The following is a 23,290-nucleotide window of genomic DNA, read 5'->3' as shown; positions in this document are numbered from 1 at the left end:
GGACGACAGATGAATTGGATTGCGCGCGCTCTGCTGCTGTTTGCGCTTCCCGTTGCCGCACAGGCACAAGTCGGTGGCGACGTCGTCAAGCTCGGCGTGCTCACCGACATGGCCGGAGTGACCGCCGACATCACCGGCAAGGGCTCGCTGGTCGCCGCGGAAATGGCGGCCGATGAAATCGGCGGCCAGGTTCTGGGCAAGCCGATCCAGATCATTTCCGCCGATCACCAGCACAAGGCCGATGTCGGCTCCGCGATCGCCCGCCGCTGGTTCGACGTCGAGGATGTCGATGCGATCGTCGATGTGCCGAATTCGGGCGTTGCGCTTGCGGTTCAGGGCCCGGCCCGGGAAAAGAAGCGGATCGTCCTTTACTCGGGTCCCGGCACGACGGCGCTCACCAATGAGCAATGCTCGCCCTACGGCTTCCACTGGACTTACGACACCTACGCCGTCTCCCACGGCACCGCGTCTGCCGTGGTCAAGGCCGGCGGCAGCACCTGGTTCATTCTGGCCTCGGACTATGCTTTCGGCCATCAGCTCCAGCAGGACGCGACCAGCGTGATCAATGCCTCAGGCGGCAAGGTGCTGGGTGCGGCCCGCCATCCGCTCAACACGCCGGACTTCTCCTCATTCCTGCTGAGCGCGCAATCCTCCGGCGCCAAGGTCATTGGCCTTGCCAATGCGGGCAACGATACTGTCAACGCGATGCGGCAGGCCGGCGAATTCGGCCTGACGCAAGGGGGCCAGAGTCTTGCCGCGCTGATCCTGTTCCTGCAGGACGTGCACGCCCTCGGTCTCAAGGATGCGCAGGGCACTTACCTGACCACGGCGTCCTACTGGGACATGAACGAGGCGACGCGCGCCTGGTCAAAGACGTTCTTCGCGAAAACCGGGATGATGCCGTCGATGCTGCATGCCGGCGTCTATGGCGCCGTGCGGCACTATCTCAAGGCCATCGCGAGCGCCGGCACCGACGACGCCGACAAGGTCGCGGCCGCCATGAAGGCGCTCCCCGTCGAGGACATCTTCTCGGAGGACGCACGCGTCCGCGAGGACGGGCGCGTTACGCGGACCATGTATCTGGTCCGCGTCAAGAAGCCGTCGGACTCGAAATACCCCTGGGACTATTTCGAGATCGTGCGCAAGATTCCGCCTGAAGAGACGGTCTGGCCGCTCGCGGAGAGCAAATGTCCGCTGGTCAAGGCCTCGAGCCGCTGAATCGGGGACGGTCGTCGAACGGGGTGGCAAAGCGACCTCGCCACGCGCATGATGCGGGCGTGATATCTCGCCCCTCTTGCGATCCCGGACGACCCCAACACATGAAAACCACGCTGCTGAAACCCGACGACTACACCCGCTCGCCCTGGAAGAACGGCGGCGGCATCTTCACCGACATTGCGGGCGCCTGGCGCGCTGACAGCGCGGTGAGGGATTGGAACAGCCTGCTCTGGCGCTTCGCGTCCACGCCGATCGTGACGCCCGGTCCCTTCTCCCACATGCCCGGCATCGACCGCCTGCAGATGGTCGTCGGCGGGCGCGGGCTGGTGCTGAAGTCGCCCACGCAGGAGTTCGACGAGCGTGAGCCTTTCACGACGGTGCGCTTCACCGGCGAGATGGAGATCGTGACGGCGCTGGAGGCCGGTCCCGTCGAGGTCGTGAACCTGATGGCGCGGCGGGGAGCAGCCGACATCGAGCTTGCGGCGGTGAGGGAACCGGGCGAGCGGTCCTTGCCTGCCGGCACGCATTTGCTTTACGCGGCGCGTGGCGATTGCAGCATCCGTCTCGGCGGGGAGGATTTTGCGATTTCGCACGAATCTACGCTGAAGGTCGAGCTAATCGAGGCGTCCAGCCTGGCGCTGGTTTCGGGGCTGGCGGTGTTGGCGTCGATCCGGCTCGTCGGCTAAGTTGCGGCGACCCTTTGCGAACAATCCGTGCAACTGGCTAGGTTGACGCCGCGGCCCCGGCGCACGATATCTCTTGTCGATGCAGACTGCCGCAAAGGGCCGGATATGACCACGCCAGACCGAAATGCCCCGACGCTGTCCGACGGCATCGTCGACTGGCTGACCAACGGCACGCGCGACGAGCGCTTCATCGACAACATCTTCGCGCAGATGTGCAACCGGATTCAGCAGGCCGGCGTCCCGCTCAAGCGGTCGACGCTTCACATCCTGATCAATCACCCGCAATGGCTGGGCGCCCGCTTCATTTGGTCCGACGGGATGCGGGACGCGCAGATTGCACTGGTCGACTACGACGTTCGCGCGCGGCCCGAATATATCGGCAGCGCCGCCAACGAGATGCAGGACGGCGCGACCGAGGTGCGCGAGAACCTCGAACGGGACCCTTCGCTCGGCCGCAAGCACGCCCTCTATGACGAGATGCGCGAGAAGGGCCTGACCGACTATGTGGCCTGGCCGCTGTACCACACGCTCGGCAAGCGCCATTTCATCACCTTCGCCACCGATCGTCCCGGCGGCTTCGACGACGCGCACATCAAGGCCCTGAAGAACGTGCTGCCGGTGCTGGCGCTGGTCAGCGAGATCCGGATCAAGAACCGCCTGGCGCGAACGCTGCTGGAGACCTATGTCGGGGCCCATGCCGGCGAGCTGATCCTGGCCGGCGCCACCAGGCGCGGCACCGGCACCACCGTGCGCGCCGCGATCATGATCTGCGACTTGCGGGATTTCACCAAGATCTCCGACAACTGGCCGCGCGACGACGTCATCGACCTGCTCAATGATTATTTCGACGCGATGTCGGAGCCGATCGCGAGGCACGGCGGCGAGATCCTGAAGTTCATCGGCGACGGCCTGCTCGCGATCTTCCCGCTGAGCAAGCCCGATGCCTGCATCAATCTGCTGCACGCCGTGACCGAGGCGCGGCAGGCCATGGCCGGGCTGAACGAACGCAACAACGGCAGCGGCCGCGCGCCGCTGAACTACGGCATCGGCGTCCATGTCGGCGACGTCATGTACGGCAATATCGGCTCGTCGAGCCGGCTCGACTTCACCGTGATCGGCCCCGCCGTCAACATGGCCTCGCGCCTCGAGGCGCTCACCAAGCAGATCGGGCGCAACGTGGTGCTGTCGCGCGACTTCGCCGAGCTGGTCCAGCCGAAATTCGAGCTGGAGCGCGTCGGCAAATACGAGGTCCGCGGCTTCAGCGACCCGATCGAGCTGTTCGCGCTTCCCGGCTGACGCGCGCGCGGATCGGCGCGGCCGTCGTCACTCGATCTCCGTCCCGCCTTCAGTTCCATGTCCATCGAACGATGCTCCGGCGCGTGCGGCGTTGCGCGCCGCTTGCGCAAACGCACGTTTGGCGGCGCGCGCGCCGCGCACGCAGCCGCGCTTCGTGCGGTTGGGCAATTGAGGGCGCCTTGTCGAAAGAGATCGCCGCGCGGGACTCGTATGGTGATGTCATCGGCGGGCACGTACCACGAGCTGCCGCTTCATCGGGACGCAAGACTCGCTCCCGGTGCAACAGGCGAGGTGATCGGCGACGTCGGGCGTGACGGCAGAAGGAGGCCTCAATGCCAACTTGTTCCGCAAATCTCAATGGTCGAACCGGGCGGTGCGCGGTCTGCGACGGCAGGTTCGGTCTCGTTCGGTACTACGCGTGGCGCAAGCCGCTTTGCTCGAAGAAGTGCGTCGAGCGGTTCACGATGCGCCGCCGGGATGACCGCGACTGGGTCGGCCGCTTCCCGGTCGCTTTCGAAAACCCTTCAGACCATTGTGTGAGGATGCCATGACGCTGCAGATCTCGGGACGAAGCAAACAATATATGGAAACCGCGCAGAGCCTGCTCCGCGCTGCCCGCGGCATGACCGACGAGGTGGTTGCGACGCGGCTGAAGATGCTGGCCGATGATTATCAGCGGCGCGCCGAAAAGGCTTCCAGCGCCGACGCCGCCCGGTCGGTGGCACGCTCGGCCGCCAAAGCCGAATACGACTGGTCGCAGGAGCTTGCGTGAGATGATCAGGATCATCGCCGTGCTCTGCCGTCTCGCCTCTCCGACGGACTGCCACGAGCAGATCGTCACGACCTCGGACTTTGCGGACGTGACGATGCAGTCCTGCCTGATGGGTGCGCCGCAGCTCGCCGAATGGATGGCGCAGCATCCGGGCGAACGTCTGGCTGCATGGCGCTGCACGATCGGCAGTCGGGTGGACGGCAGGGGCGCTTGAGGCGCGCAGAACACGGCCGCGATTCGCGAAGCACCGTTGCCAACGCAGGAATGTCCGATTACGTTTTGGCCCCGGGTCCGCCCAAAACGTTCCTGCGATCGGCCGCACGTTCATGCCAAAGTATCTTCGTATCGGAGTCCATCAGTCGAATGTCTCCGGGTACACGTCGAAGGCGTGGTGCGTCAGGCGCACCGGCTCGACGATCTTCCTGAAATGGGGCGCGGTCGAGGTGGAAGGCGCCGGCAAGGGGCGCAAGGTCTACTGGACGCGCCTGCCGCAGGAGAAGACGATCCGCTGCCGCACCGCGCAGCGCGCCCAGGACTATGCCAAGGCCGCCATCGCGAAGCGACGCAACCACCGTTATGAACCACTGACAGGGCCGATTGCGAACCGGCGCAGATCCGCCGAGCGCAGTGCCGAGCTCAAGCAGGCGCTCGCCACCATCCTGATCGTCGACATCGTCGGTTCCACCGCGAAGGCCGCCAAGCTCGGCGATGCCCGCTGGACCAAGGTGATCGGCCACTATTACGCGGCCGTCCGCAAGGAGCTGAAGAGCTCACGCGGCAAGGAGGTCGTGACCACCGGCGACGGCGTGCTCGCGACCTTCCGGGCGCCCGCCGCCGGCATCACTTGCGCCACCGCGATCCAGAAGGCCGTGCGCACGCTCGGCCTCGAAATTCGCGTCGGCCTGCATGCCGGCGAATACACGCTCAGCGGCGGCGAGATGGTCGGCCTCGCCTTCCACATCTGCACCCGCGTCGCCGCCAAGGCGCGCGGCGGTGAGGTCCTGGTGTCGAGCGCGGTCAAGGAGTTGATGAAGGCGCAGCCTGCCATCGGCCTGAGAGATCACGGCATGCACCGGCTCAAGGGCGTGCCGGAGCGGTGGAGGCTGTACCGGGTGGAAGGGTGAGGGGCTTGGCATCCGATGCCGGCCGCAGCTCGCCGGGTGCCGGGGCCGTTCTCGCCGCGACATTGACGCCGCATTTCATGCAGTCCCTGCGGACGCTCATCCTGTCCGCCGCGCTGATCATCTTGACCGGGATCGTCCCTGGCCAAACCGCGGGCAGTCGGGCGCGCCTCGCCGACGCGCGCGCGATCGCGGCCCTCGAACTCGCCGGCGAAAAGACGCTCGGCCCGTGCCGGATCGACGGCGAGGCATGGATGGACTACGCGATACCCGCCGACCTCGCGCGAAAATATCTCGGCCGGCCCAAGGGTGCCTCCGCTGCGCCGCCGCCGGCATCGCCACGCGCGGTGCTCGATCCGCGCGGCACGCGCCCCGCGTTATTCTGCAGCAAGGACGAAAGCCGCGCGCGCCGCGACGCGGCGGTCGCCGCATTGCGCCCGGGAGATCGAACCACGCGGATCGGCCTTGCCTACACCTGGCCCGTGTTCGACGCGGCGGGGCGAACCGCGATCGTCATCGTCGAGCACGATGTCGGCACCTGGCAGCGCGATGCGGAGGGCTCCAGCGTGCGCGCATCGGGAGAAATGTTCGGCGTCGCCCGTGTCTACAGGAAACGCAGCCGGCACTGGCGGCGCGTCGCCACCGAGGAGGTCTATTCGGGACTCTATTGAGAGAACGCAAGCCGGCCGGCATCGCGGCCGGCGCGTCGGCCGTGTCGCCTTGCTTCCGGCCGCTGTTCAGTCAGGGACGCTGCCGGATATTCGCGCCGGACGGCGTGCCCGGCATCTGTATCGGTTCACCGGCCGCGCGATCCAGCGGCGGATGCGGCCGCGCAAGCCCGGTCGTGCCGGGCGGCGTGTCGTTGCTGGCCGTGCGCGTGTTGACGTGCTCAATCGTGATCGTGGATGCAGCCACGATGGCGATGGCCAAGGCGATGGCAGACAGAACTAGGGTCGTCCGATCCTGGTCGTCCATGACGAGACCTCCGCGAAACGGCTCCGTAGCGGGGAGATAACGCGGAACGGATGATTTGGTTCTTGCGGTGGTATGAACCGCCGGCGGCCCGCCAACTCCTATTTTGCGCTCGAGAAAGCATCAGTCGCGTAGACGGTCCTGCCGCCCACGACCGTCAGCAGCGACGCCGTGCCGCCGATTTGCTCGACGGGGACGGACATGAAATCCCGGTCGAGAATCGCGAAGTCGGCGAGCTTGCCGGTCTCCAGCGTGCCGCGCCGCGTCTCGTCGAAGCAGAACCAGGCGCTGCCCACGGTATACAGCCGCAAGGCATCTTCGCGGCTGGGTGTTTCGTCCGGGCCGCGCGTCGGTAGTCCGCCGACGGTCTTGCCGTCGAGCATCCATTGCAGCGCGACGAACGGATTGTAGGATGCGACCCGGTGGGCATCCGTGCCGGCCCCGACATGGACGCCCGCGCGCAACGCCGTGACGATCGGCGGCATGCTGCGCGCGGCCTCGCCGGCCTGCGCCACGATACGGTCGCCGCCGAGATACATGGCGTCCTGCATGGTCCAGCCGATACCAAGCGCCTTCATCCGCGCCAGCGTTTCGGGCGTGGTGTTGTCGAGATGGGCGATGGACCAGCGCAGCGGCGCGATCGGCGTCTCCTTGTTGACCTGTTCATAGAGGTCGAGGAGCTCTCGGACGGATTTGTCTTCCTGCCAGTGGATGGTGACCGTGAGCCCTTGCTTGGCCGCCCAGCGAACGATCTCGAGGAATTTGTCCTTGGCGGCGGCGTCCGGCGCGTTGTTGTTGTACATGGCGCCGGTGATCCGCTCGCCGATGCCGTTGAAGCGCAGCATGTCGTCGCCGAATCCCATCGGCAGGAACGGCGTGAGGGTCTTGTACTCCTCGAATTCCGCGCCGACATTCTGGGCGAACAGGCTATAGGCGACCCGCACCGAAAGCGATTTCTCGCGCCAGAGCTTTTGCAGGGCGGCGTAATGGCTGGGATAGATGCTGAAGCCGCCGGGATCCACGATCCCGGTAATTCCGAGACGATTGAGCTCCGTGAAGAACTGCCTTGTGCCTGCGACATTCTCCTCGAAATTCGGTCTCGGCAGGCGATCGAACAGCGCCGAGATGCTGACGATGGAGCCGTTGAACCAACCCGTGGTTTCGCCCGATGCGGCGCGCTCGGCCGTGATGCCGGCCGGCAACTGGTCCGCGGAAATTCCGAGGGCCTGCTGCGCTTTCGGCGTCATCAGCAGCGCCGAATAGAACAGCTGGATGTAAGCCGAATTGTCGGGAACGGCCGACATCACCTCAGCCAGGGTTGGCCGCCGCTTCTCCGCAAACTGCAATTCGCTCCAGCCGCCGGCCACGATGATCCAGGACGCCGGGCGCGCCTTTGCCGCCTGGCGCAGGCGTTCCATGGCCTCGGCAATCGTCTTTGCGCCGATCCAGTTGACCTCGGTCGCGTAGGTGAGGCCGGCGCGCACGGCGTGAATATGGGAATCGATCAAGCCCGGAATGATGGTGCGTCCGCCTGCGTCGACGCGGCGCGTCGCAGGCCCGATCAGCCCTTCCACGGCATCGTTGCCGCCGACTGCAACGATCTTGCCGTCGCGGACTGCGAGTGCCTGCGCGATCGTCGATGCGGGATCCAGCGTCACGATTTTTGCGTTGGTGACAACGAGATCGGCCTTTTGTGCGTGAGCCGAGGTCGCCCAGCACGAGATCACCAGAATCGCCAGAAGCTTGCGCATGTTCAGTCCCGGAATGAGAGAGGCAGGAATGAGAGAGGCAGGAGCAGAGAGGCGGGAGCAGCGCCGCCGGATGCGCTCGCGGACATCGCGCGTCGCAACGGGACGTGTCGTGGTCTCGATCATGTCCAATAAAATCAGCGAGTCCACCGGAAAATCCGGTCATGGCCCCAGTCATTGATTTTACAGCCCGCCGACAGGCCGTGAGCCAGCCGGCTGGGTCCATGGCCGGCGCAGGAACGACGGGCCAATATTCGATTGCGGTAACTGAAAAACAGGAAGAGACTTTGACGGTCGGACCCAACAAGCCCTTACGGCTATCACCGAAGGAGGAGGGAATGACCGCCCACAATTACGGGAAGCCGCCCACTGCCGCCCAGCGTGAGGCGCAAAGGCACTTCAGGGAAACCGGTGCCAAAGTGGCGATGTCCGAGTATGAACGCACCCAGGCGGCGTTTCATGCGAACCGCGAGAGGCTCAAGGCTGAACGACTTGCCCGCGAGGCCGAAGCGGCGGCCCGGAAGCACAAAAACCTGATCGCGGCGCACTCTCCGAATGTGCATGGCGGTCTGCGGCACCGTTGATACGAGCATGGCGATCCTCGCCTTGGCGCAGCAATCGCACGCAAATCCCGCGCTCGTGCATGCGGTGACAGTGCACTCATTGGGAGCCTTAAGGCGAGGGAGCCAGGCTTACACGGCACGAGCCGTGGTCAGCTTCTAAGGCCTGGAAGGCCATGCCGGATCGCTGCCGCAGGTTCGCACGCGGCGCTCCCGCCAGGCGTGCCCGTCCCAGAAGCGCTGGGTATTCCAGTGGCAGGGTGGCATCGCCTCGCCAACGGGGGCATCGACATAGCCCGACCAGTACGGAGTGCCGCGGGGCGGTCCGGGATAAGTGCGCGGATACGGGTTGCCGCCGGGTCCGTAATCATCGCGCGGATATGCCGGCGAGCCTGCCAAAACGGCCAAAGTCGCGGCGGCAGCGAGAGCCGATAACGTCTTCCTCATGGTGAACCTCGCAAGTAAGTCAGACTACCATACATGGGGCGATCTGCTCGGACAGCTTTGCGAAGGGCTACGCTGGCGAATATTTCAGGTCGGACGCCCATGATCGTGCGAGGCGGCAAAGGTTCGCCTGCACGAGGTCATAGAAACGGGTTAAGGTTGCAGCCCGATCGAGGGCCAAAAGGCAAGTTCAATGACCGCAATCAAGCTCCTGTCGATTGGACTGATCGCGATCGCCACGCTCACGTCGTCCGCCGTGGCTCGCGAGCCACGCGGCAAAATCCGCGTGCCTATGAGGCTTCCGGCTGAACCGGGTGGCCGCTGGATGATCTGGGGCGGCATTCCAATATGGTTCGGTCCATCGGTTCGCGGCTGGCCCGGCCATATTTGCGACGAGGGCGACAATGCCCGGATATGCTGAGATGCGCAGGACCTGAGATCAGAAAACTGCGGAAGGGGATTTCCGAAAGACTGCGACCGCAGGACGAGCATAGAGGTTCGGCGAGTGATCCGGCGTCAACATGGTGGCCGGGCGAACGGTGATCGCACCCCCAAAGGAGGGCAAGCATGGAACGCACAAAGAAAACTCTTCCGCTCCTGGCCGTTCTTTTCCTCGCCGTGCTGTCGAACGGCGAGCCTTTCGGACACGTTGCCAAAGCGCAAACCGCGACGGGCACGCTCGCAGCTCAAATCCGCAGCCAGGGCTTCGATTGCGACCAGCCGCAGAAGGCGACCCGCGATGCCAAGCTGTCAAAGCCGGACTACGATGTCTGGGTTCTCTCGTGCAAGAACGCGACCTACAGAATTGGCCGATATCCCGACCTGCCGGCAAAGGTCGAAAAGCTGCAATAGGGCTTTCGCTTGCCGCGCCGCCGATAACGGTGACGGTGCACAAATAGGGTCTATCAAGACAGTGGTCGCGGACGCGGCGCCATCTCCGAGTCGAGGATCAGCCGGCCATCGAGACGTCCGTCCAGACGCTTCACGTATTCAGATGCTTCCTCCATGTGCGCCTTCATCAGCGCACGGACGCGTTCGCTGTCTCTCGCGCGCGCGGCCTTCGCGATCTCCGTGTGAATCTTGACGTTGGCACAGCCGAACTTCGTGTGCTCCTCCGGAGGCGTCTGCGTGCTGAAGACGACCAGCCGGCGCAGCATCTCGTTGATCAGCTCGCATGCGAAGCGCAGGAACGGATTGGGGTTTGCCGCAGCCAGGATGTCGTGAAAGTCGAGATCGGCCTGGCGTTGACGGACCAGAAGTGAAGGCTCCTGCGACGCCGGCTGGCACGTCTGGATATTGTGCTCCAGCGCGTCGAGCTGCTCGTCCGACAGAAACGGCACTGAGCCTGCGGCCAGCTCCGGCTCCAGCAACCGCCGCGCCGCATAGATGTCCTCCATGCTGACTTCCTTGAAGAACAGATAGTTCTGCAGCAGCTGGAAGGTCCGCTCCAGCGGCACCTCCATGATCGTCGCACCGCCGGTCGGGCCGGTGCTGATCGTGATGAGACCCTGCACTTCGAGCGACTTCAGCGCCTCGCGGATCGTGCTCTTGCTGACCGAAAACAGCCGCTGAAGCTCCTTCTCCATCGGCAGCTTGGCGCCGGGCCGCAGGTTCTTCTGCGTGATCAGCTGCTTGATCTCCTCGGTGACGAGATCGGCCCGCTTTTGAACCTTCAGCCGGGTGCGCGGCCGCGGCATTTTTTCCAGCTCCGTCGTCATCCGAAATTCCCTCGATCAAACAGTGGGTTCCGGGGTCCCCGTCCCCGGATTGCGCAAGCCCACCAATGAAAAGCGCCGACTCGTCGATTGACACTTCTCTCATAACAGGCATATTCATGCAAATCCGGTTTATCATGATAAATATAATGAACCGGTCTAAAGGCGAGGAACCAAGATGGCGATCGGGCAAGAGATCCCGGAGATATGGGCGGCGATTCACACGCCTTTCGATGCGTCGGGCGCCCTTGACGAAGCCGGCATGCGCCGGAATGTCCGCCACTACATCGCGACGGGACTCGCGGGCGTGTTCTGCAACGGGCTGATCGGAGAGGTCTGGTCGCTGACGCTGCAGGAACGAAAGCGCGTCATCGAAGTCATTGCGGACGAGGCGGGCGGGCGCCTCGGGATCTCTGTCGTGATCTCGGGCCCTTCGGTTGAAGAGACCATCGAGCTCGGCGAGCACGCGCGCCGGCTCGGTGTCAGCCACGCCGTGCTGATGGTCCCGACCTCCGGGCCGCGATCGCCCGCGCAGCAGTTCGCGTATCTGCACCACGTCTGCGTCCGCCTGGAGATGCCGATCGTCATCTTCAACGCGCGCACTGCGGCCGGCAGTCCGCTCGATCCCGCCGTGTTCACGCAACTCTGTGCGCTGCCCAATCTCAGGCTCCTGAAGACGACCGGCAATGCAGCCGAGAACACGACGCTGCGCCGGGCCGCGCGAAACGGCGTCCTCGTGTCCGATCCGCTCGAGGAAAATTTCTTCGACAACATGCGTGTCGAGGGGCAGTCGATCCTGTACGCCGACCCGGAGCCGTATCTTTATCAACGCGGCGACTTCCGGCCGATCGCGACTTACGTCGCGTTGCTGGCATCCGGAAGAACCGAGGAAGCCGCGCGCCTCTCTGCCTCACTGGCTCCGCAGCGGATCGCGTTCAACAAATGGATCATGGATCCGTTGAAGCGCGGTCACATGCCCAACGCCGCGGTCAAGCACTGGTGCGATCTCATCGGCCTTGCCGGCGGTGCCGTGCGCGCACCCGTCACGCCGCTGTCTGCCGCCGAAAGACGGGAGCTGGAAGCCGACCTCGTCGCATGTGATGCGCCTGGTCTGCCGTCCGCATCCGAACCAACCCCGTCATGAACTGCTGATCATCTATGGAGAGCAAAATGACCTTGAAGCCCTTCGATCGTCGCTCGTTCCTTCAGATGCTGGCCGCTGCCGGCTCCGCACCATTCGTCCTGGATATTCCGACTGCACACGCGGAAACGCCCCTTACGATCGGAATCCTCTACTCCGGCTCCAAGCAGGATTACGGCTACAACCAGTCCCATGCGCAGGCCGCTGCCGCGCTCAAGAAGCTGCCGGGCATCAAGGTCGTCGAAGAGGAACGCGTGCCCGAGACGATTGCGGCCCAGCGCAGCATGGAAGGCATGATCCGGCAGGACGGCGCCCAGCTCATCCTCGCAACCTCGTTCGGCTACTTCAAGCCGCACGTCCTGGAGATGGCGGCCAAATATCCGGACGTCACCTTCGCCCACACCGGCGGCGTCTGGACGGCGGGCATGCCCGAAAACATCGGCACGTTCTACGCCTACATTTTCGAGGCGCAGTACATCTCAGGAGTCGTCGCCGGCCACATGACCAAAACCAAGAAGCTGGGTCTCGTTGCCGCAAAGCCGACGCCCAATCTTCTGCGCAGCATCAACGCGTTCGCGCTCGGCGCGCGCTCGGTCGATCCCGCCATCCAGGTGCAGGTCATCTTCACCGGCGACTGGGTGCTGCCGGTGCGCGAAGCGGAAGCAACGAACACGCTCGTCGACCAGGGCGCGGACATCATCGCGGCGCAAGTCGACAGTCCAAAAGTGGTGGTCGAGACCGCCGAGAAGCGCGGCGTCATGTCGTGCGGGTACCATTCGAGCCAGGCGGATGTCGCGCCGAACGGCTATCTCACCGGCGCCGAATGGAATTGGATCACGCCGTACATGGTCTATGCCGGGAGCGTCCGCACCGGCAAGAAGCCGGAGCATTACTTGCGTGCCGGGCTCGCGGATCATTTCGTCAAGAACAGCTCCTTCGGAAAGCTCGTCTCGCCCGAGGCGCGTGCTGCGGCCGACAAGGCGAGAGCCGACCTCGTCGGGGGTACGCTCGTGATCTACAGCGGTCCCCTCAAGGACAACAAGGGCAACGTCGTCATTCCCGCCGGCGCCATGCAGAGCAGCAACGATCGCGCACTCGACGGCATCAACTACCTCGTCGAGGGGATCATCGGCCAAGTCTAGGAGGCAACCTTGTCTTCGATCTCTGGAATCGAGCCCGTGCCTCAGAGCCGGATGGTGAATGCGGCCCAGCTCAGTGTGGCCTTGCCTGTACTGGCGGTGCTGCTGGCATCGGCCATCTTCGCGGCCTTCGTCGCCTTGTACGGGCAGAACCCCTTTACGGTGTTCGGTCTGATCGTCCAGGGCGGCTTCGGCAGCACCTTCGCCTGGCAGGACACCTTGTCGCGCGCCGCGCCGCTAATCCTGGTCGGGCTCGCCGTTGCGATTCCCGCGCAAGCTGGGCTGGTGATGATCGGCGGCGAGGGGGCTCTGGTGCTCGGCGGACTTGCGGGCGCCGTCGTGACGCTGCCGTTTGCGGGCGCGCACGCGCTTCCAATGCAGTTGCTCATGCTGGCTGCTGGCGCCTTGGCCGGAGGATTATGGTTTGGTCTCGCCGCCGTGCTCCGGCAATACCGCGGCGTGAATGAGACGATCTCCAGCCTGCTCCTGTCCTACATTGGGATCGCGATCTTTCATCACCTGACGGAAGGTCTGCTCCGGGATCCCGCGAGTCTCGACAAGCCGTCCACCCATCCGATCGATCCGTCCTACATGCTGCCGCAGTTGCCGGGCGTTGGCGTTCATGCCGGGCTCGCCGTCAGCCTGTCGATGGCAATCATCGCTCACCTCCTGCTGCGCTACACGCGATGGGGCTTTGCGCTGCGCGTGGTCGGCGGTAGCGCCAGGGTCGCCAGGATGGTCGGCTTGGCCGTGAATCGCTGGGTGATCGGAGCGAGCCTGGTTGCGGGTGGCATGGCGGGATTTGCCGGAGCCATTGAAGTGGCCGCCGTGCAGGGCACCGCCAATTCCTCACTCATCGTCGGCTATGGCTATAGCGGAATCCTCGTTGCGTTCCTTGCGCGCCACCAGCCGCTCGCGATCGTCGCCGTCGCGCTGTTGATCGGCGGCATGCAGGCGAGCGCCAGCCTGCTGCAACGGCGTCTCGAACTTCCGGACGCGACGATGCTGGTGTTTCAAGGCCTGATCTTCGTATGCGTTCTCGTAGCGGATGCAATCGCGCAGCAAGTCCGAGAAAATTCCCGGAGGTAAGCATGGACGCCATATCAATCGGCTGGCTCGCACTGCCACTCGCAATCCTTGGCGGAGCGATCCGGGTCTCCACGCCCTTCATCTTCGTCAGCATCGGCGAGCTCATCACCGAGAAATCGGGGCGCATCAATCTGGGTCTCGAAGGCACGCTGATGCTCGGTGCCATGGCGGGATACGGCATCTCCTATCTGTCCGGATCCCCTTGGCTCGGCGTGCTTGCGGCGGGACTCGCCGGAATGGCGTTCGGCCTGCTGCATGGCCTGTTGTGCAGCGTGAAGCGCGTCAACGACACTGCGATCGGCATCAGCCTGATCGTGCTCGGCACGGGACTGGCGTTCTTTCTCGGTAAGCCGCTGATCGAGCCTAAGGCGCCGGCGCTTCCCTCGATCGCGCTCGGATTCTGGTCCAGCGCGCCGCAGGTGCGGGCAGCGCTCGACGTCAACGCGCTGTTCTTCGTCGGGATTGCATTGGCCTTCGCAGTCTATGTGTTCCTGAATCGGACCGGGTGGGGGCTTATGCTCCGCACGGTCGGCGACAGTGAGGATGCGGCGCGCGCGCTCGGCTTTCCGGTCTTGCGGGTGCGTATCGTCGCGACCATGGCGGGAGGCTTTCTCGCCGGAATCGGCGGCAGCTTCCTGTCGCTCTCGTATCCCGGGAGCTGGAGCGAAGGCCTGTCCAGCGGGCAGGGCATCATGGCCGTCGCGCTCGTGATCTTCGCGCGCTGGCGCTCGGTCAACGCCCTCGGTGCATCGCTCCTGTTCGGCGGGGCGGGAGCGCTTGGTCCTGCGCTGCAGGGCGTCGGGGTCACCGGCTACTATTACCTGTTCAACGCCGCTCCCTACATCCTCACGCTGGTGATCATGGTGGCCTCGACCTCGCGTGCCGCGCCGTTCGCCGATGCGCCCGGCGAGCTCAAGCTCCACCGCTGAGACATGCAGACGCTTCATCCCCGGAGGATCGCCCGATGACTGCTCCGCAAGTCGAACTCAAGAACATGACGAAGCGTTTCGGAGCGAACCTCGCTCTGAACAACGTCTCGCTCCTGATCCGGTCGGGGACCGTCCACGCGCTGCTCGGCGAAAACGGCGCGGGAAAGAGCACGTTGGTCAAATGCCTCGTGGGCTTCTACCACCCGGACGAAGGCCATATCCAGGTCGACGGACGTGAGCACAGGTTGAATTCGCCAAAGGATGCCGACGCGCTCGGCATCGGGATGGTGTATCAGCATTTCACGCTCGTTCCTTCCATGACGGTCGCGCAGAATCTCGTCGTCAGCGGTGCGAGATTGCCGGCCTACGTCAACTGGCAAAGCGAGCTGACGCGGCTTGCCGACGTCACGAAGAAGCTGCCGTTTCACGTTCCGCTCGACGTTCGTGTCTCGCAGCTTTCCGCGGGCGAGAAGCAGAAGGCGGAGATCGTCAAGCAGCTCTATCTCGGGCGCAAGCTTCTCGTCCTGGACGAGCCGACCTCGGTGCTGACGCCGGCCGAGGCCGATGAGGTGCTCGGTTATGTCAGGGACCTGACGCGGGCGGGCGAGCTCAGCGCCGTCCTGATCAGCCACAAGTTTCACGAGGTGCGGCGATACGCCGACGACGTGACGGTGCTGCGACGCGGCGCGTCCGTGCGAACGGGCGCTGTCGCGGATCTGTCGGACGACGCGCTCGCCGAAGCGATGATCGGCGAGCCCGTCGGTAGGAAGATGCAGCATGCGCCGAAAGTGCCGCCCAAGCCCGATATTGTCCTTTCCATCAAGGGCCTCAGCGTGAACGGAGACAACGGCCTGCCGGCCGTGAAGGCGCTCTCGCTCGACGTTCGCAAGGGTGAGATCGTCGGGATCGCGGGCGTATCCGGCAACGGACAGCTGGAGCTGGTCGAGGCCGTGATGGGGCAGCGGGATCGCAGCGGCACGATTGCCGTTTCCGGCACGGCGTTCAGCGGCACGCGCAAGGAGATCGCCCGGCTCGGCGTCTATGGTTTGCCGCAGGAGCCGTTGAAGAACGCTTGCATCGACCGGATGTCGCTGGCCGAGAACCTCGCCTTGCGCAATTTCGATCGCGCGCCGCTCTGCCGCGGCATCGCGATGAACTACGGAGCGCTGGCCGAGCAGGCCGACAGGCTCGTCAAGCAGTTCCGCGTCAAGGCTCCGGGCCTGACTGCGAGCATGAGCGCGCTGTCCGGAGGCAATGTGCAGCGCGCCGTGCTGGCGCGCGAACTCACCCAGGACGTCCGGCTGCTGATCGCCTCCAATCCGACGTTCGGCCTCGATTTTGTCGCGTGCGAGGAAACCTATCGCCGTATCGTCGACGCGCGGAACGGCGGCGCCGCCGTGCTGCTCATTTCGGAGGACCTCGACGAGTTGCTTGGTCTCGTCGACAGGGTCCTCGTCATGAGCGCGGGCCGGATCGTTCACGAAGCCATGGCCGACGGCGCCGACAAGCGCGTGATCGGCAAGTACATGGCGGGAATGAAAGCGGCCTGACGCCAGGCGACATCAGATCAAAAGCTGACAAGGAGACTGTTCGTGGTCACGCAGATCAATCATTTCATCAATGGCAAACAGGTTGCCGGCGGCGCGGGACGCAGACTGCCCGCCTTCAACCCCGCAACGGGAGAGCAGACCGGCGCCGTCGTCGCTGCCAGCGGAGCCGACGTGGCGGACGCGGTCGCGTCCGCGAGCCGCGCTGCCCATGGCTGGGCGGAGACGACGCCCTTGCGCCGCGCGCGCGTGCTCAACCGTTTCCTGCGCATTCTTGAGGACAGGGCCGACCAACTCGCCGGCGTGATCGTCGCCGAGCATGGCAAGGTTCACTCCGATGCCCTCGGGGAAGTCCAGCGCGGGATGGAGGTGGTCGAGTTCGCCACGGCTGCCCCGCAACTGCTCAAGGGCGAGCTGACGGAGAACGTCGGTACCCGCGTCGACAGCTATTCCACGCGTCAGCCGCTCGGCGTGGTCGCCGGCATCACGCCGTTCAACTTTCCGGTCATGGTTCCGATGTGGATGTTTCCGGTCGCGCTCGCCTGCGGAAACGCATTCATCCTTAAGCCCTCGGAACGCGATCCCTCGGCATCCCTCGTCATGGCGGAGTGGTTGAAGGAAGCGGGCCTGCCGGATGGCGTGTTCAACGTCGTGCAGGGCGACAAGGAAGCCGTGGATGCGCTGCTGCATCACCCGGATGTCGCGGCGGTCAGCTTCGTCGGCTCGACGCCGATCGCGCAGTACATCTATTCGAGGGCGGCGAACACTGGAAAGCGCTGCCAAGCCCTCGGCGGTGCCAAGAACCATATGATCGTGATGCCCGATGCCGACATGGACCAGGCGGTCGACGCGCTGATGGGTGCAGCCTACGGCTCGGCCGGCGAGCGCTGCATGGCGATCTCGGTTGCGGTACCGGTCGGCGAGGGAACCGCGGACAGGCTGATCGCAGCGCTGGAGCCTAAGGTTCGCGGCCTCAAGGTCGGGCCGGGTACCGATCCCGAGGCCGAGATGGGGCCGCTCGTCACGAAGCAGCATCTCGAGAAGGTTCGCAGCTACATCGATGCCGGCGTCACCGATGGGGCAAAGCTGCTCGTCGACGGACGCAAATTCAGGATGCAGGGCTACGAGGACGGCTTCTTCCTTGGCGGGACGCTGTTCGATCACGTCAAGCCGAGCATGAAGATCTACAAGGAGGAGATCTTCGGGCCTGTGCTGTCGGTCGTGCGCGCGCCGGACTATGCGACCGCCGCGCGCATGATCAACGAGCACGAGTTCGGCAACGGCACCGCCATCTTCACGCGCGATGGCGACGCCGCGCGCGAATTCGCTCACCAGATCAAGGTCGGCATGGTCGGCATCAACGTTCCCATTCCGGTGCCGATGGCGTTCCACTCCTTCGGCGGCTGGAAGGCGTCCATTTTCGGCGATCACCACATGCATGGTCCGGAAGGCATTCGCTTCAACACGCGGATGAAGACGGTCACCAGCCGCTGGCCAACCGGCATCCGAGCCGGTGCCGAGTTCGTCATGCCGACGATGTCGTGAAGGCGAGGCGGGCGCGGGGCGTTCAAGGGACGACGGGGCAGTAGCGCGCCGCAACAGTCCGTCTTCGCTTCCACTCCGCTGCAGCTACGCCGGACACCACGCTTCGCCTTTCGCTCTCCGCGTGGCTGCGCCACGCCTAGCCCGCAGGGCGAAGCGTGGTGGGCCCGGCAGGACTCGAACCTGCAACCAGACCGTTATGAGCGGAGCGATTGTCCGGAAAATCTGAGCATGTTCAATGAAGCTCGTGCATTCCTGCGCACGTTCGTGCGCGTTTGTTCACGGGGTTTCTGCGGGATTTCTGGTGGGCGGTCTCGCTGCGTTAGTGGCATTGGACGCATTGAAAATGTCGCCTTCCAGTGGAAGACCGGAAGTCATGCGGCGGCGGCCGAAACGACGCGAATGGCCCGAAGCCGACGTTCGAATTGATCCACGTTCATGTGGCGCAGGTAGGTCGACAGGCTAGAAACAACTCGCTGCTGCGATTGCCGCCTTACACGCGTGCAACAAGGTGCTAAGCTTCCTTATCCCGCCGGGGAGTTATCCGAGGCGGAAGCGGAGGCGCCGTGTCCGAGCAGGCGGTTCAGAGGCGACTGGCAGCCATCTTCGCTGCTGACGTGGTGGGTTACTCCGCGCTGATGCAACGCGCTGAGGAAGCCACGTATGCTGAGTTTGAGCGCCTCGTTCGAGAATTGATCAAGCCTAGCCTCTCCCGTCACAACGGGCGGCTCATCAAGACAACGGGTGATGGCGCGATCGCCGAGTTCGCAAGTCCGTCGGCTGCGGTGCAATGTGGGATGGAGATACAGGAGAGCATCTCATCGGGTGGAAGCTCCCTTGAGCTGCGGATTGGGATCAATCTCGGCGAGGTTATTGTCGGAGCTGACGGTGATCTATTCGGCGACGGGATCAACATCGCCGTCCGGCTGGAAGGGCTCGCCGATCCCGGCGGTATCCTCATCTCCGAAAAGGTGTACCTCGAAGTCGAGACCAAGCTGGACGTTGGCTTCGAAGATCGAGGCGAGCAACAGCTCAAGAATATCTCCAAGCCGGTGCGCACCTTTGCTGTTCGCGCGGGGGCGCATGGTGCACTGATCGACCGACTAACTGTTATTGGCCCAGCACGCCCAGACAAGCCCTCTATCGCGGTGCTGCCATTCGAAAATATGAGCGGCGATGTCGAACAGGAATACTTCGCGGACGGGATGGTCGAGGAGATCATTACAGCGCTGTCGCGGTTCAATTTCCTCTTTGTGATTGCGCGCAATTCGAGCTTCACATTCAAAGGCCGAGCGGTCGATATCAAGGAGGTCGGGCGCAGGCTTGGCGTGCGCTACGTTCTGGAGGGATCGGTGCGCAAGGCAGCGGGAAAAGTTCGCATTACCGGCCAGCTGATCGATGCGGTGACCGGTGCGCATATTTGGGCGGACAGGTTCGAGCGTGATCTGACGGACATATTCGCGCTACAGGACGAGCTCACGGTCGCAGTCGTGTCGGCGATCCAGCCGAAGCTGCTTCAAACAGAGATCGCACTTGCCGTACGGCGACGATCAGAGAACCTGACCGCATACGATCTTTTTCTCCGAGGTATGCACCAGTTCTACCTAGCGACGCGCGAAGGGCATGCCGAGGCGATCAGGTTGGCCCATCGCGCTCTGGAGCTGGACCCTCGGTACGGCGTCGCTGCTGGTTTGGCGGGCATCTGCCACATGCTAAACGTTCTCTTTGGTTATGCTAGCGATCCCCAATTCGAGCGCAGCGAAGCGATTCGTCTTTCTCGATTGGCATTGGACAGCGAAGGTGCCGATCCGGAAATCCTAGCATTCGCTGCGATGGTCTCAGCTTTCATGGTCGGCGATATCGAAGGTGAGATTGAAATGGCAGACCGGGCGGTCGAGCTCAACGCGAATTCACGTGCCGCATGGCTCGCCAGAGCCTGGGTCTATGAAGCCGCGGGGCGGCCAGAGGATGCTGTTTATGGCTTTGAACGTGCCTTGCGCATGAGCCCAGTAGACCCAATGCTGCACCAAACGCTTGTTGGTATGGGGTTCGCTCTTATCGAGCTTGGCCGTTTCGAGGAGGCAATCGCCGCAGCAAGGAAAGCTCTTCGTTGGAACAGTTCGTATTCGGTAGCTTACCGTTGTCTGGCGTCCGCTTTTGCCCATATCGACCGCGATGCTGAGGCGCGTGAGGCTGTGGCTTGTCTGCTTGAGCTCGACCGTGCCTTCACACTGTCGGCGCTAATTGCCCGGGGCGGAGTATCCAAGTTGAAGCTCTATATTGAGGGACTGCGCAAGGCGGGGGTACCCGAATGAGCGCATGCTCGTGCAGACGTCGTTACGAATGACGGCTTCCGGGCCCATTTCGGACCTGCGGATGTCGCCCGCGAATGTCCGGTTGTCGAGCAAAAGCCGACGTCGCACGGGACGACTTTTTGTTGTCAGAGAGACGTGCGAGCAAGCCGTCTCGCACGGCCAACGATCCGATCATCATTTGTGCAAATTCGTCCGCGTTCGGCAGTCCGTCTTCGCTTTCGCTGCGCTGCAGCTACGCCGGACACCACGCTTCGCCTTTCGCTCTCCGCGTGGCTGCGCCACGCGTAGCCCGCAGGTGTGAGGCCACTTTGAAGACGACTCGGCTATCCCGTTGATTTCGCTGGACCCCGACTTTTGAAGACGACTCGATTTCCACTTTGAAAACGACTCGATCACCCCTGTTTTCGTTTTGAAAGCGACTCGATCGCGTAAGTGGCTGGCAGAGCGAAGCTATTTTGGCTCTGAATTTCGGCTGACAGAGGTGCTGGGCGCCGGCGTCCGAAGGGGGTTAGGCAGGCCGCAGCCGGGAATCTGTGGGGCGGCTCTTGCGCATGCTTCGGCTGTCGCTTCCGCGGCTTCATGTTCCGCATTCTCTCTGAGTATCTCTGAGGAGGGGAGTTCGGATGTCAGAGGGGAATTGGGCGGCGGAGTTTTATACCCATCCGGTAGACGAAACTGAACGCGTGGGATGAAACTATTTTCTCGGTCGGTTAGGCCTGGCGGCGTAGGTGGCGGAGCTGGCGGGATCCGAAGTGGTGTCGTCGGCTGCACTCCAGCCTGGCCGGCGACGGCCGGCATCGGGGCGGTCGCCATGAAGGACAGAGCTCCAAGGATTGGCATCGCGGCGCGCAAGCGCTTGGCTCCTGTCAAAACGACGCTCCGCCGGTCGGGGAGGATATGTTCGGTGGAGAGCCGTAGGTGCAACCAAAGAAACAGGGCAACGTTGCCAGCCAGAACGGAAGGACGCAGGCGACGATTGTAGCCAGAGCTCGAAGGGATGCTCCGCGCGCACCTGGACGATAGAACAGGACCGCGCCCCACAACGGCGTTGAGGCGATCCAAAAGAACATCGCCGATGTGACCCATGCCGCAGCCGAGAAGGGAAGCACGCTCCGGAGATGGACGACGGAAAAGGCCGCGGCCGGAATGCTGAGTATGAGCACGATGACGACCAGACGCAGCATTCGTAGTCCACGGCCGCCAGGTTGTGCTCGGACCGCGATGACGGCGCCGGTCAAGGAGAACGTCGCCGCAAAAAGGGCGAACATATGGGTCGCCTGGATCCCGTGGAACCCATAGCGCCAAGCTGTCAGCGCGCAGTTCGCCGCGAACAGCAGGGGCGGCAGCAGCCAGACGGTCGTGACGGTGGCGTAGCGCCTCACTTTTCGGGCCGCTGGTTTGGACTGCGCTGACGAAGATTGCGTGTGATCGGCTCCATCACGGCGTCCGTACACCTGTTGAACGACTTTCTGCGTTCTTCGTCTTGAGAGGCGGAGGTCAGATCCAGCCTAACGACCGTATCGACTAGTGAATCCTTCCGGCGGAAAGATACGGAAAATGTGGACTCGTAGACCGAGGCAAGGGCGCCGATGGCTGATTCATCCACATAGGCTCCACAAAAGGCTGCGGTGTCGCCCGTGCAACCCCCAGGAAGCCGTTTGGCCGGCGTGGTTTCGCCATCATACGAGAGAAAGGCGGAGGCAACCTGAAACGGGACGAGTTGCTTTGATTGGATGTCGGCTCCGGAAATCTTCTCTAGGAAAAGAATTCTTCCTTGGTCTTCCAGCCAAACCAGGGACCCGCTGACCTGGCTCAGGCCGCTGGACCGGTTGAATTGGTCAGCATAAAAAATGCGGAATTGTACGCCGCACATGCTTGGACGTCCGTCCGTGGTCTCGACGTAGAAGGAAGTGTCGCTCAGCTTGGCGGAAATTTCGTCACCGTAGCAAAAGCCACTGGCCAGCAGTATCGGCAAGGCAAAGAAAATGGCGACCGGCTTCATTTCAGAACCTTCGATTTGCGCGCATTCGAATTCGAATGACGCGAGAAAGTTGAGCGAAACGCCGCCGAATTCGCGGAAGCCATCGCAGCAGCTCCGCGACCGGGATTCTGCAGGATCTGAGAGCCGTATTGCAACCGGAATGGCGACGTTGAAGTCGTCGGAGGCGGGGAGGGTGTTGCGGACCCCCTCCCGTTTTTGCGGAGGCGGCTATCTGTAGTTGCGATGCCGATTAAAATGATTGCTTAGCAATATCAACGACAAGAGCTGATACTTGTAGTTGAATCTTTGTCGATCGAGTCGTTTTCAAACCGGAAATCGAGTCGTTTTCAAAGTGTCCGCACACATTTGTGGGGCCACTTTGAAAACGACTCGCCTATCCCGTTGATTTTGCTGGACCCCGACTTTTGAAGACGACTCGATTTCCACTTTGAAAACGACTCGATCACCCCGTTTTTCGCTTTGAAAACGACTCGATGTCGTAAGCTGCTGAAAAGGCGTTGCTATTTCTTCTGATTTTTTCGCGAAAGCGGGGCCATTTCGACTGCTTTTTTGCGTCGTTTCCTGCGAGCGGGCCGCAATGCACGGCCTGCTCGCAGGTCGCTAGTAGCGACGGCTTCGTGTCGCAAAGCTTGCGGATTTGGACCCGATGAGACCCACGTGAAACCTACGGCGGCTAAAAGCTCCGGATTGAAATCAAGGAGCAAGTCATGACACCCGCCGTACCGAATTCGCCGCCTTCGTTCTCGATCTCATGGACTTCATCGAGGAGAAGGTCGGGGAGGCCATGCACGACGAGTCCGTGCGAGGCGCCGCCATCAGCGAGGCTGCCGGCGCCATCCCGGTGCTGCGGGACCGGCTGCGTGAGAACGACGTCATGAATGCGAATTTCATTCTCGTTCTCGGCAACATGGTCGAGGCGAGGTACGCTGAGGACTGGTGGGACGACTTCGGCGGGCTGGATCGGCACGAGTTCGAGGACGCCGCTCAGGATCTCGTCGGGCCGGAAGGGGGCCTAGCCATCTTGCGCAAGGTCGTGGTGTAGTTGGGTACGCCC

General features: G+C 63.3%; 23 protein-coding genes. 18 read left to right on the top strand and 5 right to left on the bottom strand.

Annotated features, from left to right (window positions below; all coding sequences use genetic code 11):
• Positions 1-9: 9 nt before the first annotated feature.
• From JQ617_RS29355 to JQ617_RS29325, 7 genes are all read left to right on the top strand, one after another.
• Complete coding sequence (locus JQ617_RS29355; RefSeq protein WP_212029364.1) at positions 10-1,218, top strand: ABC transporter substrate-binding protein; 1,209 nt, start codon at positions 10-12, stop codon at positions 1,216-1,218.
• A 101-nt stretch (positions 1,219-1,319) separates the two neighbouring features.
• Positions 1,320-1,904, top strand: coding sequence for a HutD/Ves family protein (locus JQ617_RS29350; RefSeq protein ID WP_212029363.1), 585 nt, complete (start codon positions 1,320-1,322; stop codon positions 1,902-1,904).
• Positions 1,905-2,009: 105 nt separating this feature from the next.
• On the top strand, positions 2,010-3,200 hold the full coding sequence (locus JQ617_RS29345; protein WP_212029362.1) for an adenylate/guanylate cyclase domain-containing protein: 1,191 nt from the start codon (positions 2,010-2,012) through the stop codon (positions 3,198-3,200).
• Positions 3,201-3,747: 547 nt separating this feature from the next.
• Positions 3,748-3,972: a hypothetical protein gene (locus JQ617_RS29340; RefSeq protein ID WP_249157656.1), complete on the top strand. Its 225-nt coding sequence runs from the start codon at positions 3,748-3,750 to the stop codon at positions 3,970-3,972.
• A 1-nt stretch (position 3,973) separates the two neighbouring features.
• Positions 3,974-4,186, top strand: a complete 213-nt coding sequence (locus JQ617_RS29335) for a hypothetical protein (RefSeq protein ID WP_063692381.1) — start codon at positions 3,974-3,976, stop codon at positions 4,184-4,186.
• Positions 4,187-4,298: 112 nt separating this feature from the next.
• Complete coding sequence (locus tag JQ617_RS29330) at positions 4,299-5,096, top strand: adenylate/guanylate cyclase domain-containing protein (protein ID WP_212029361.1); 798 nt, start codon at positions 4,299-4,301, stop codon at positions 5,094-5,096.
• Between the two features lie 5 nt (positions 5,097-5,101).
• A complete protein-coding gene (locus tag JQ617_RS29325) occupies positions 5,102-5,764 on the top strand; it encodes a hypothetical protein (protein ID WP_212029360.1) in 663 nt (220 codons plus the stop codon).
• 70 nt (positions 5,765-5,834) lie between these two features.
• Here JQ617_RS29325 and JQ617_RS29320 read toward each other — a convergent pair whose 3' ends face one another.
• Together JQ617_RS29320 and JQ617_RS29315 are read right to left on the bottom strand one after the other, a co-directional pair.
• Positions 5,835-6,068, bottom strand: coding sequence for a hypothetical protein (locus JQ617_RS29320; protein ID WP_212029359.1), 234 nt, complete (start codon positions 6,066-6,068; stop codon positions 5,835-5,837).
• A gap of 98 nt (positions 6,069-6,166) precedes the next feature.
• Positions 6,167-7,816, bottom strand: a complete 1,650-nt coding sequence (locus JQ617_RS29315) for an amidohydrolase (protein WP_212029358.1) — start codon at positions 7,814-7,816, stop codon at positions 6,167-6,169.
• A gap of 335 nt (positions 7,817-8,151) precedes the next feature.
• Between JQ617_RS29315 and JQ617_RS29310 the strand changes: the two genes are divergently transcribed.
• The 3 genes from JQ617_RS29310 to JQ617_RS29300 all read left to right on the top strand — a co-directional run bounded on the left by JQ617_RS29310 (position 8,152) and on the right by JQ617_RS29300 (position 9,669).
• On the top strand, positions 8,152-8,397 hold the full coding sequence (locus JQ617_RS29310; RefSeq protein ID WP_212029357.1) for a hypothetical protein: 246 nt from the start codon (positions 8,152-8,154) through the stop codon (positions 8,395-8,397).
• Between the two features lie 613 nt (positions 8,398-9,010).
• A complete protein-coding gene (locus JQ617_RS29305) occupies positions 9,011-9,238 on the top strand; it encodes a hypothetical protein (RefSeq protein ID WP_212029356.1) in 228 nt (75 codons plus the stop codon).
• Between the two features lie 146 nt (positions 9,239-9,384).
• On the top strand, positions 9,385-9,669 hold the full coding sequence (locus JQ617_RS29300; RefSeq protein WP_249157654.1) for a hypothetical protein: 285 nt from the start codon (positions 9,385-9,387) through the stop codon (positions 9,667-9,669).
• A 53-nt stretch (positions 9,670-9,722) separates the two neighbouring features.
• On the opposite strand, the gene JQ617_RS29295 is transcribed toward JQ617_RS29300, so the two are convergent.
• Positions 9,723-10,535, bottom strand: coding sequence for a FadR/GntR family transcriptional regulator (locus JQ617_RS29295; protein ID WP_212029355.1), 813 nt, complete (start codon positions 10,533-10,535; stop codon positions 9,723-9,725).
• A gap of 175 nt (positions 10,536-10,710) precedes the next feature.
• Here JQ617_RS29295 and JQ617_RS29290 point away from each other — a divergent pair, with 175 nt between their 5' ends.
• The 7 genes from JQ617_RS29290 to JQ617_RS29260 all read left to right on the top strand — a co-directional run bounded on the left by JQ617_RS29290 (position 10,711) and on the right by JQ617_RS29260 (position 20,234).
• A complete protein-coding gene (locus JQ617_RS29290) occupies positions 10,711-11,676 on the top strand; it encodes a dihydrodipicolinate synthase family protein (RefSeq protein WP_212029354.1) in 966 nt (321 codons plus the stop codon).
• A gap of 26 nt (positions 11,677-11,702) precedes the next feature.
• Positions 11,703-12,815 (top strand): BMP family ABC transporter substrate-binding protein, encoded by a 1,113-nt coding sequence (locus JQ617_RS29285; protein WP_212029353.1) that lies wholly within the window; start codon positions 11,703-11,705, stop codon positions 12,813-12,815.
• A 51-nt stretch (positions 12,816-12,866) separates the two neighbouring features.
• Positions 12,867-13,901, top strand: a complete 1,035-nt coding sequence (locus tag JQ617_RS29280) for an ABC transporter permease (protein ID WP_212029352.1) — start codon at positions 12,867-12,869, stop codon at positions 13,899-13,901.
• Positions 13,902-13,903: 2 nt separating this feature from the next.
• On the top strand, positions 13,904-14,830 hold the full coding sequence (locus JQ617_RS29275) for an ABC transporter permease (RefSeq protein WP_212029351.1): 927 nt from the start codon (positions 13,904-13,906) through the stop codon (positions 14,828-14,830).
• Positions 14,831-14,865: 35 nt separating this feature from the next.
• Positions 14,866-16,380 (top strand): ABC transporter ATP-binding protein, encoded by a 1,515-nt coding sequence (locus JQ617_RS29270; protein ID WP_212029350.1) that lies wholly within the window; start codon positions 14,866-14,868, stop codon positions 16,378-16,380.
• A 42-nt stretch (positions 16,381-16,422) separates the two neighbouring features.
• Positions 16,423-17,922 carry a CoA-acylating methylmalonate-semialdehyde dehydrogenase gene (locus JQ617_RS29265; protein ID WP_212029349.1) on the top strand — a complete coding sequence of 500 codons (1,500 nt, stop codon included), beginning with the start codon at positions 16,423-16,425 and terminating at the stop codon, positions 17,920-17,922.
• A gap of 563 nt (positions 17,923-18,485) precedes the next feature.
• Positions 18,486-20,234: an adenylate/guanylate cyclase domain-containing protein gene (locus JQ617_RS29260; RefSeq protein WP_212029348.1), complete on the top strand. Its 1,749-nt coding sequence runs from the start codon at positions 18,486-18,488 to the stop codon at positions 20,232-20,234.
• 866 nt (positions 20,235-21,100) lie between these two features.
• On the opposite strand, the gene JQ617_RS29255 is transcribed toward JQ617_RS29260, so the two are convergent.
• A complete protein-coding gene (locus JQ617_RS29255; RefSeq protein WP_212029347.1) occupies positions 21,101-21,616 on the bottom strand; it encodes a hypothetical protein in 516 nt (171 codons plus the stop codon).
• Complete coding sequence (locus JQ617_RS29250; RefSeq protein ID WP_212029346.1) at positions 21,613-22,236, bottom strand: hypothetical protein; 624 nt, start codon at positions 22,234-22,236, stop codon at positions 21,613-21,615. Before JQ617_RS29250 ends, JQ617_RS29255 begins: the two co-directional genes overlap by 4 nt.
• A gap of 751 nt (positions 22,237-22,987) precedes the next feature.
• Between JQ617_RS29250 and JQ617_RS29245 the strand changes: the two genes are divergently transcribed.
• Positions 22,988-23,278: a hypothetical protein gene (locus tag JQ617_RS29245; protein WP_212029345.1), complete on the top strand. Its 291-nt coding sequence runs from the start codon at positions 22,988-22,990 to the stop codon at positions 23,276-23,278.
• The last annotated feature ends 12 nt before the right edge of the window (positions 23,279-23,290 follow it).

The organism is Bradyrhizobium sp. KB893862 SZCCT0404 (assembly GCF_018130885.1).
GTDB lineage: Bacteria > Pseudomonadota > Alphaproteobacteria > Rhizobiales > Xanthobacteraceae > Bradyrhizobium > Bradyrhizobium stylosanthis.
Note: the sequence above shows the minus strand (reverse complement) of the source record. Positions and strands in the feature narration are given on the sequence as shown.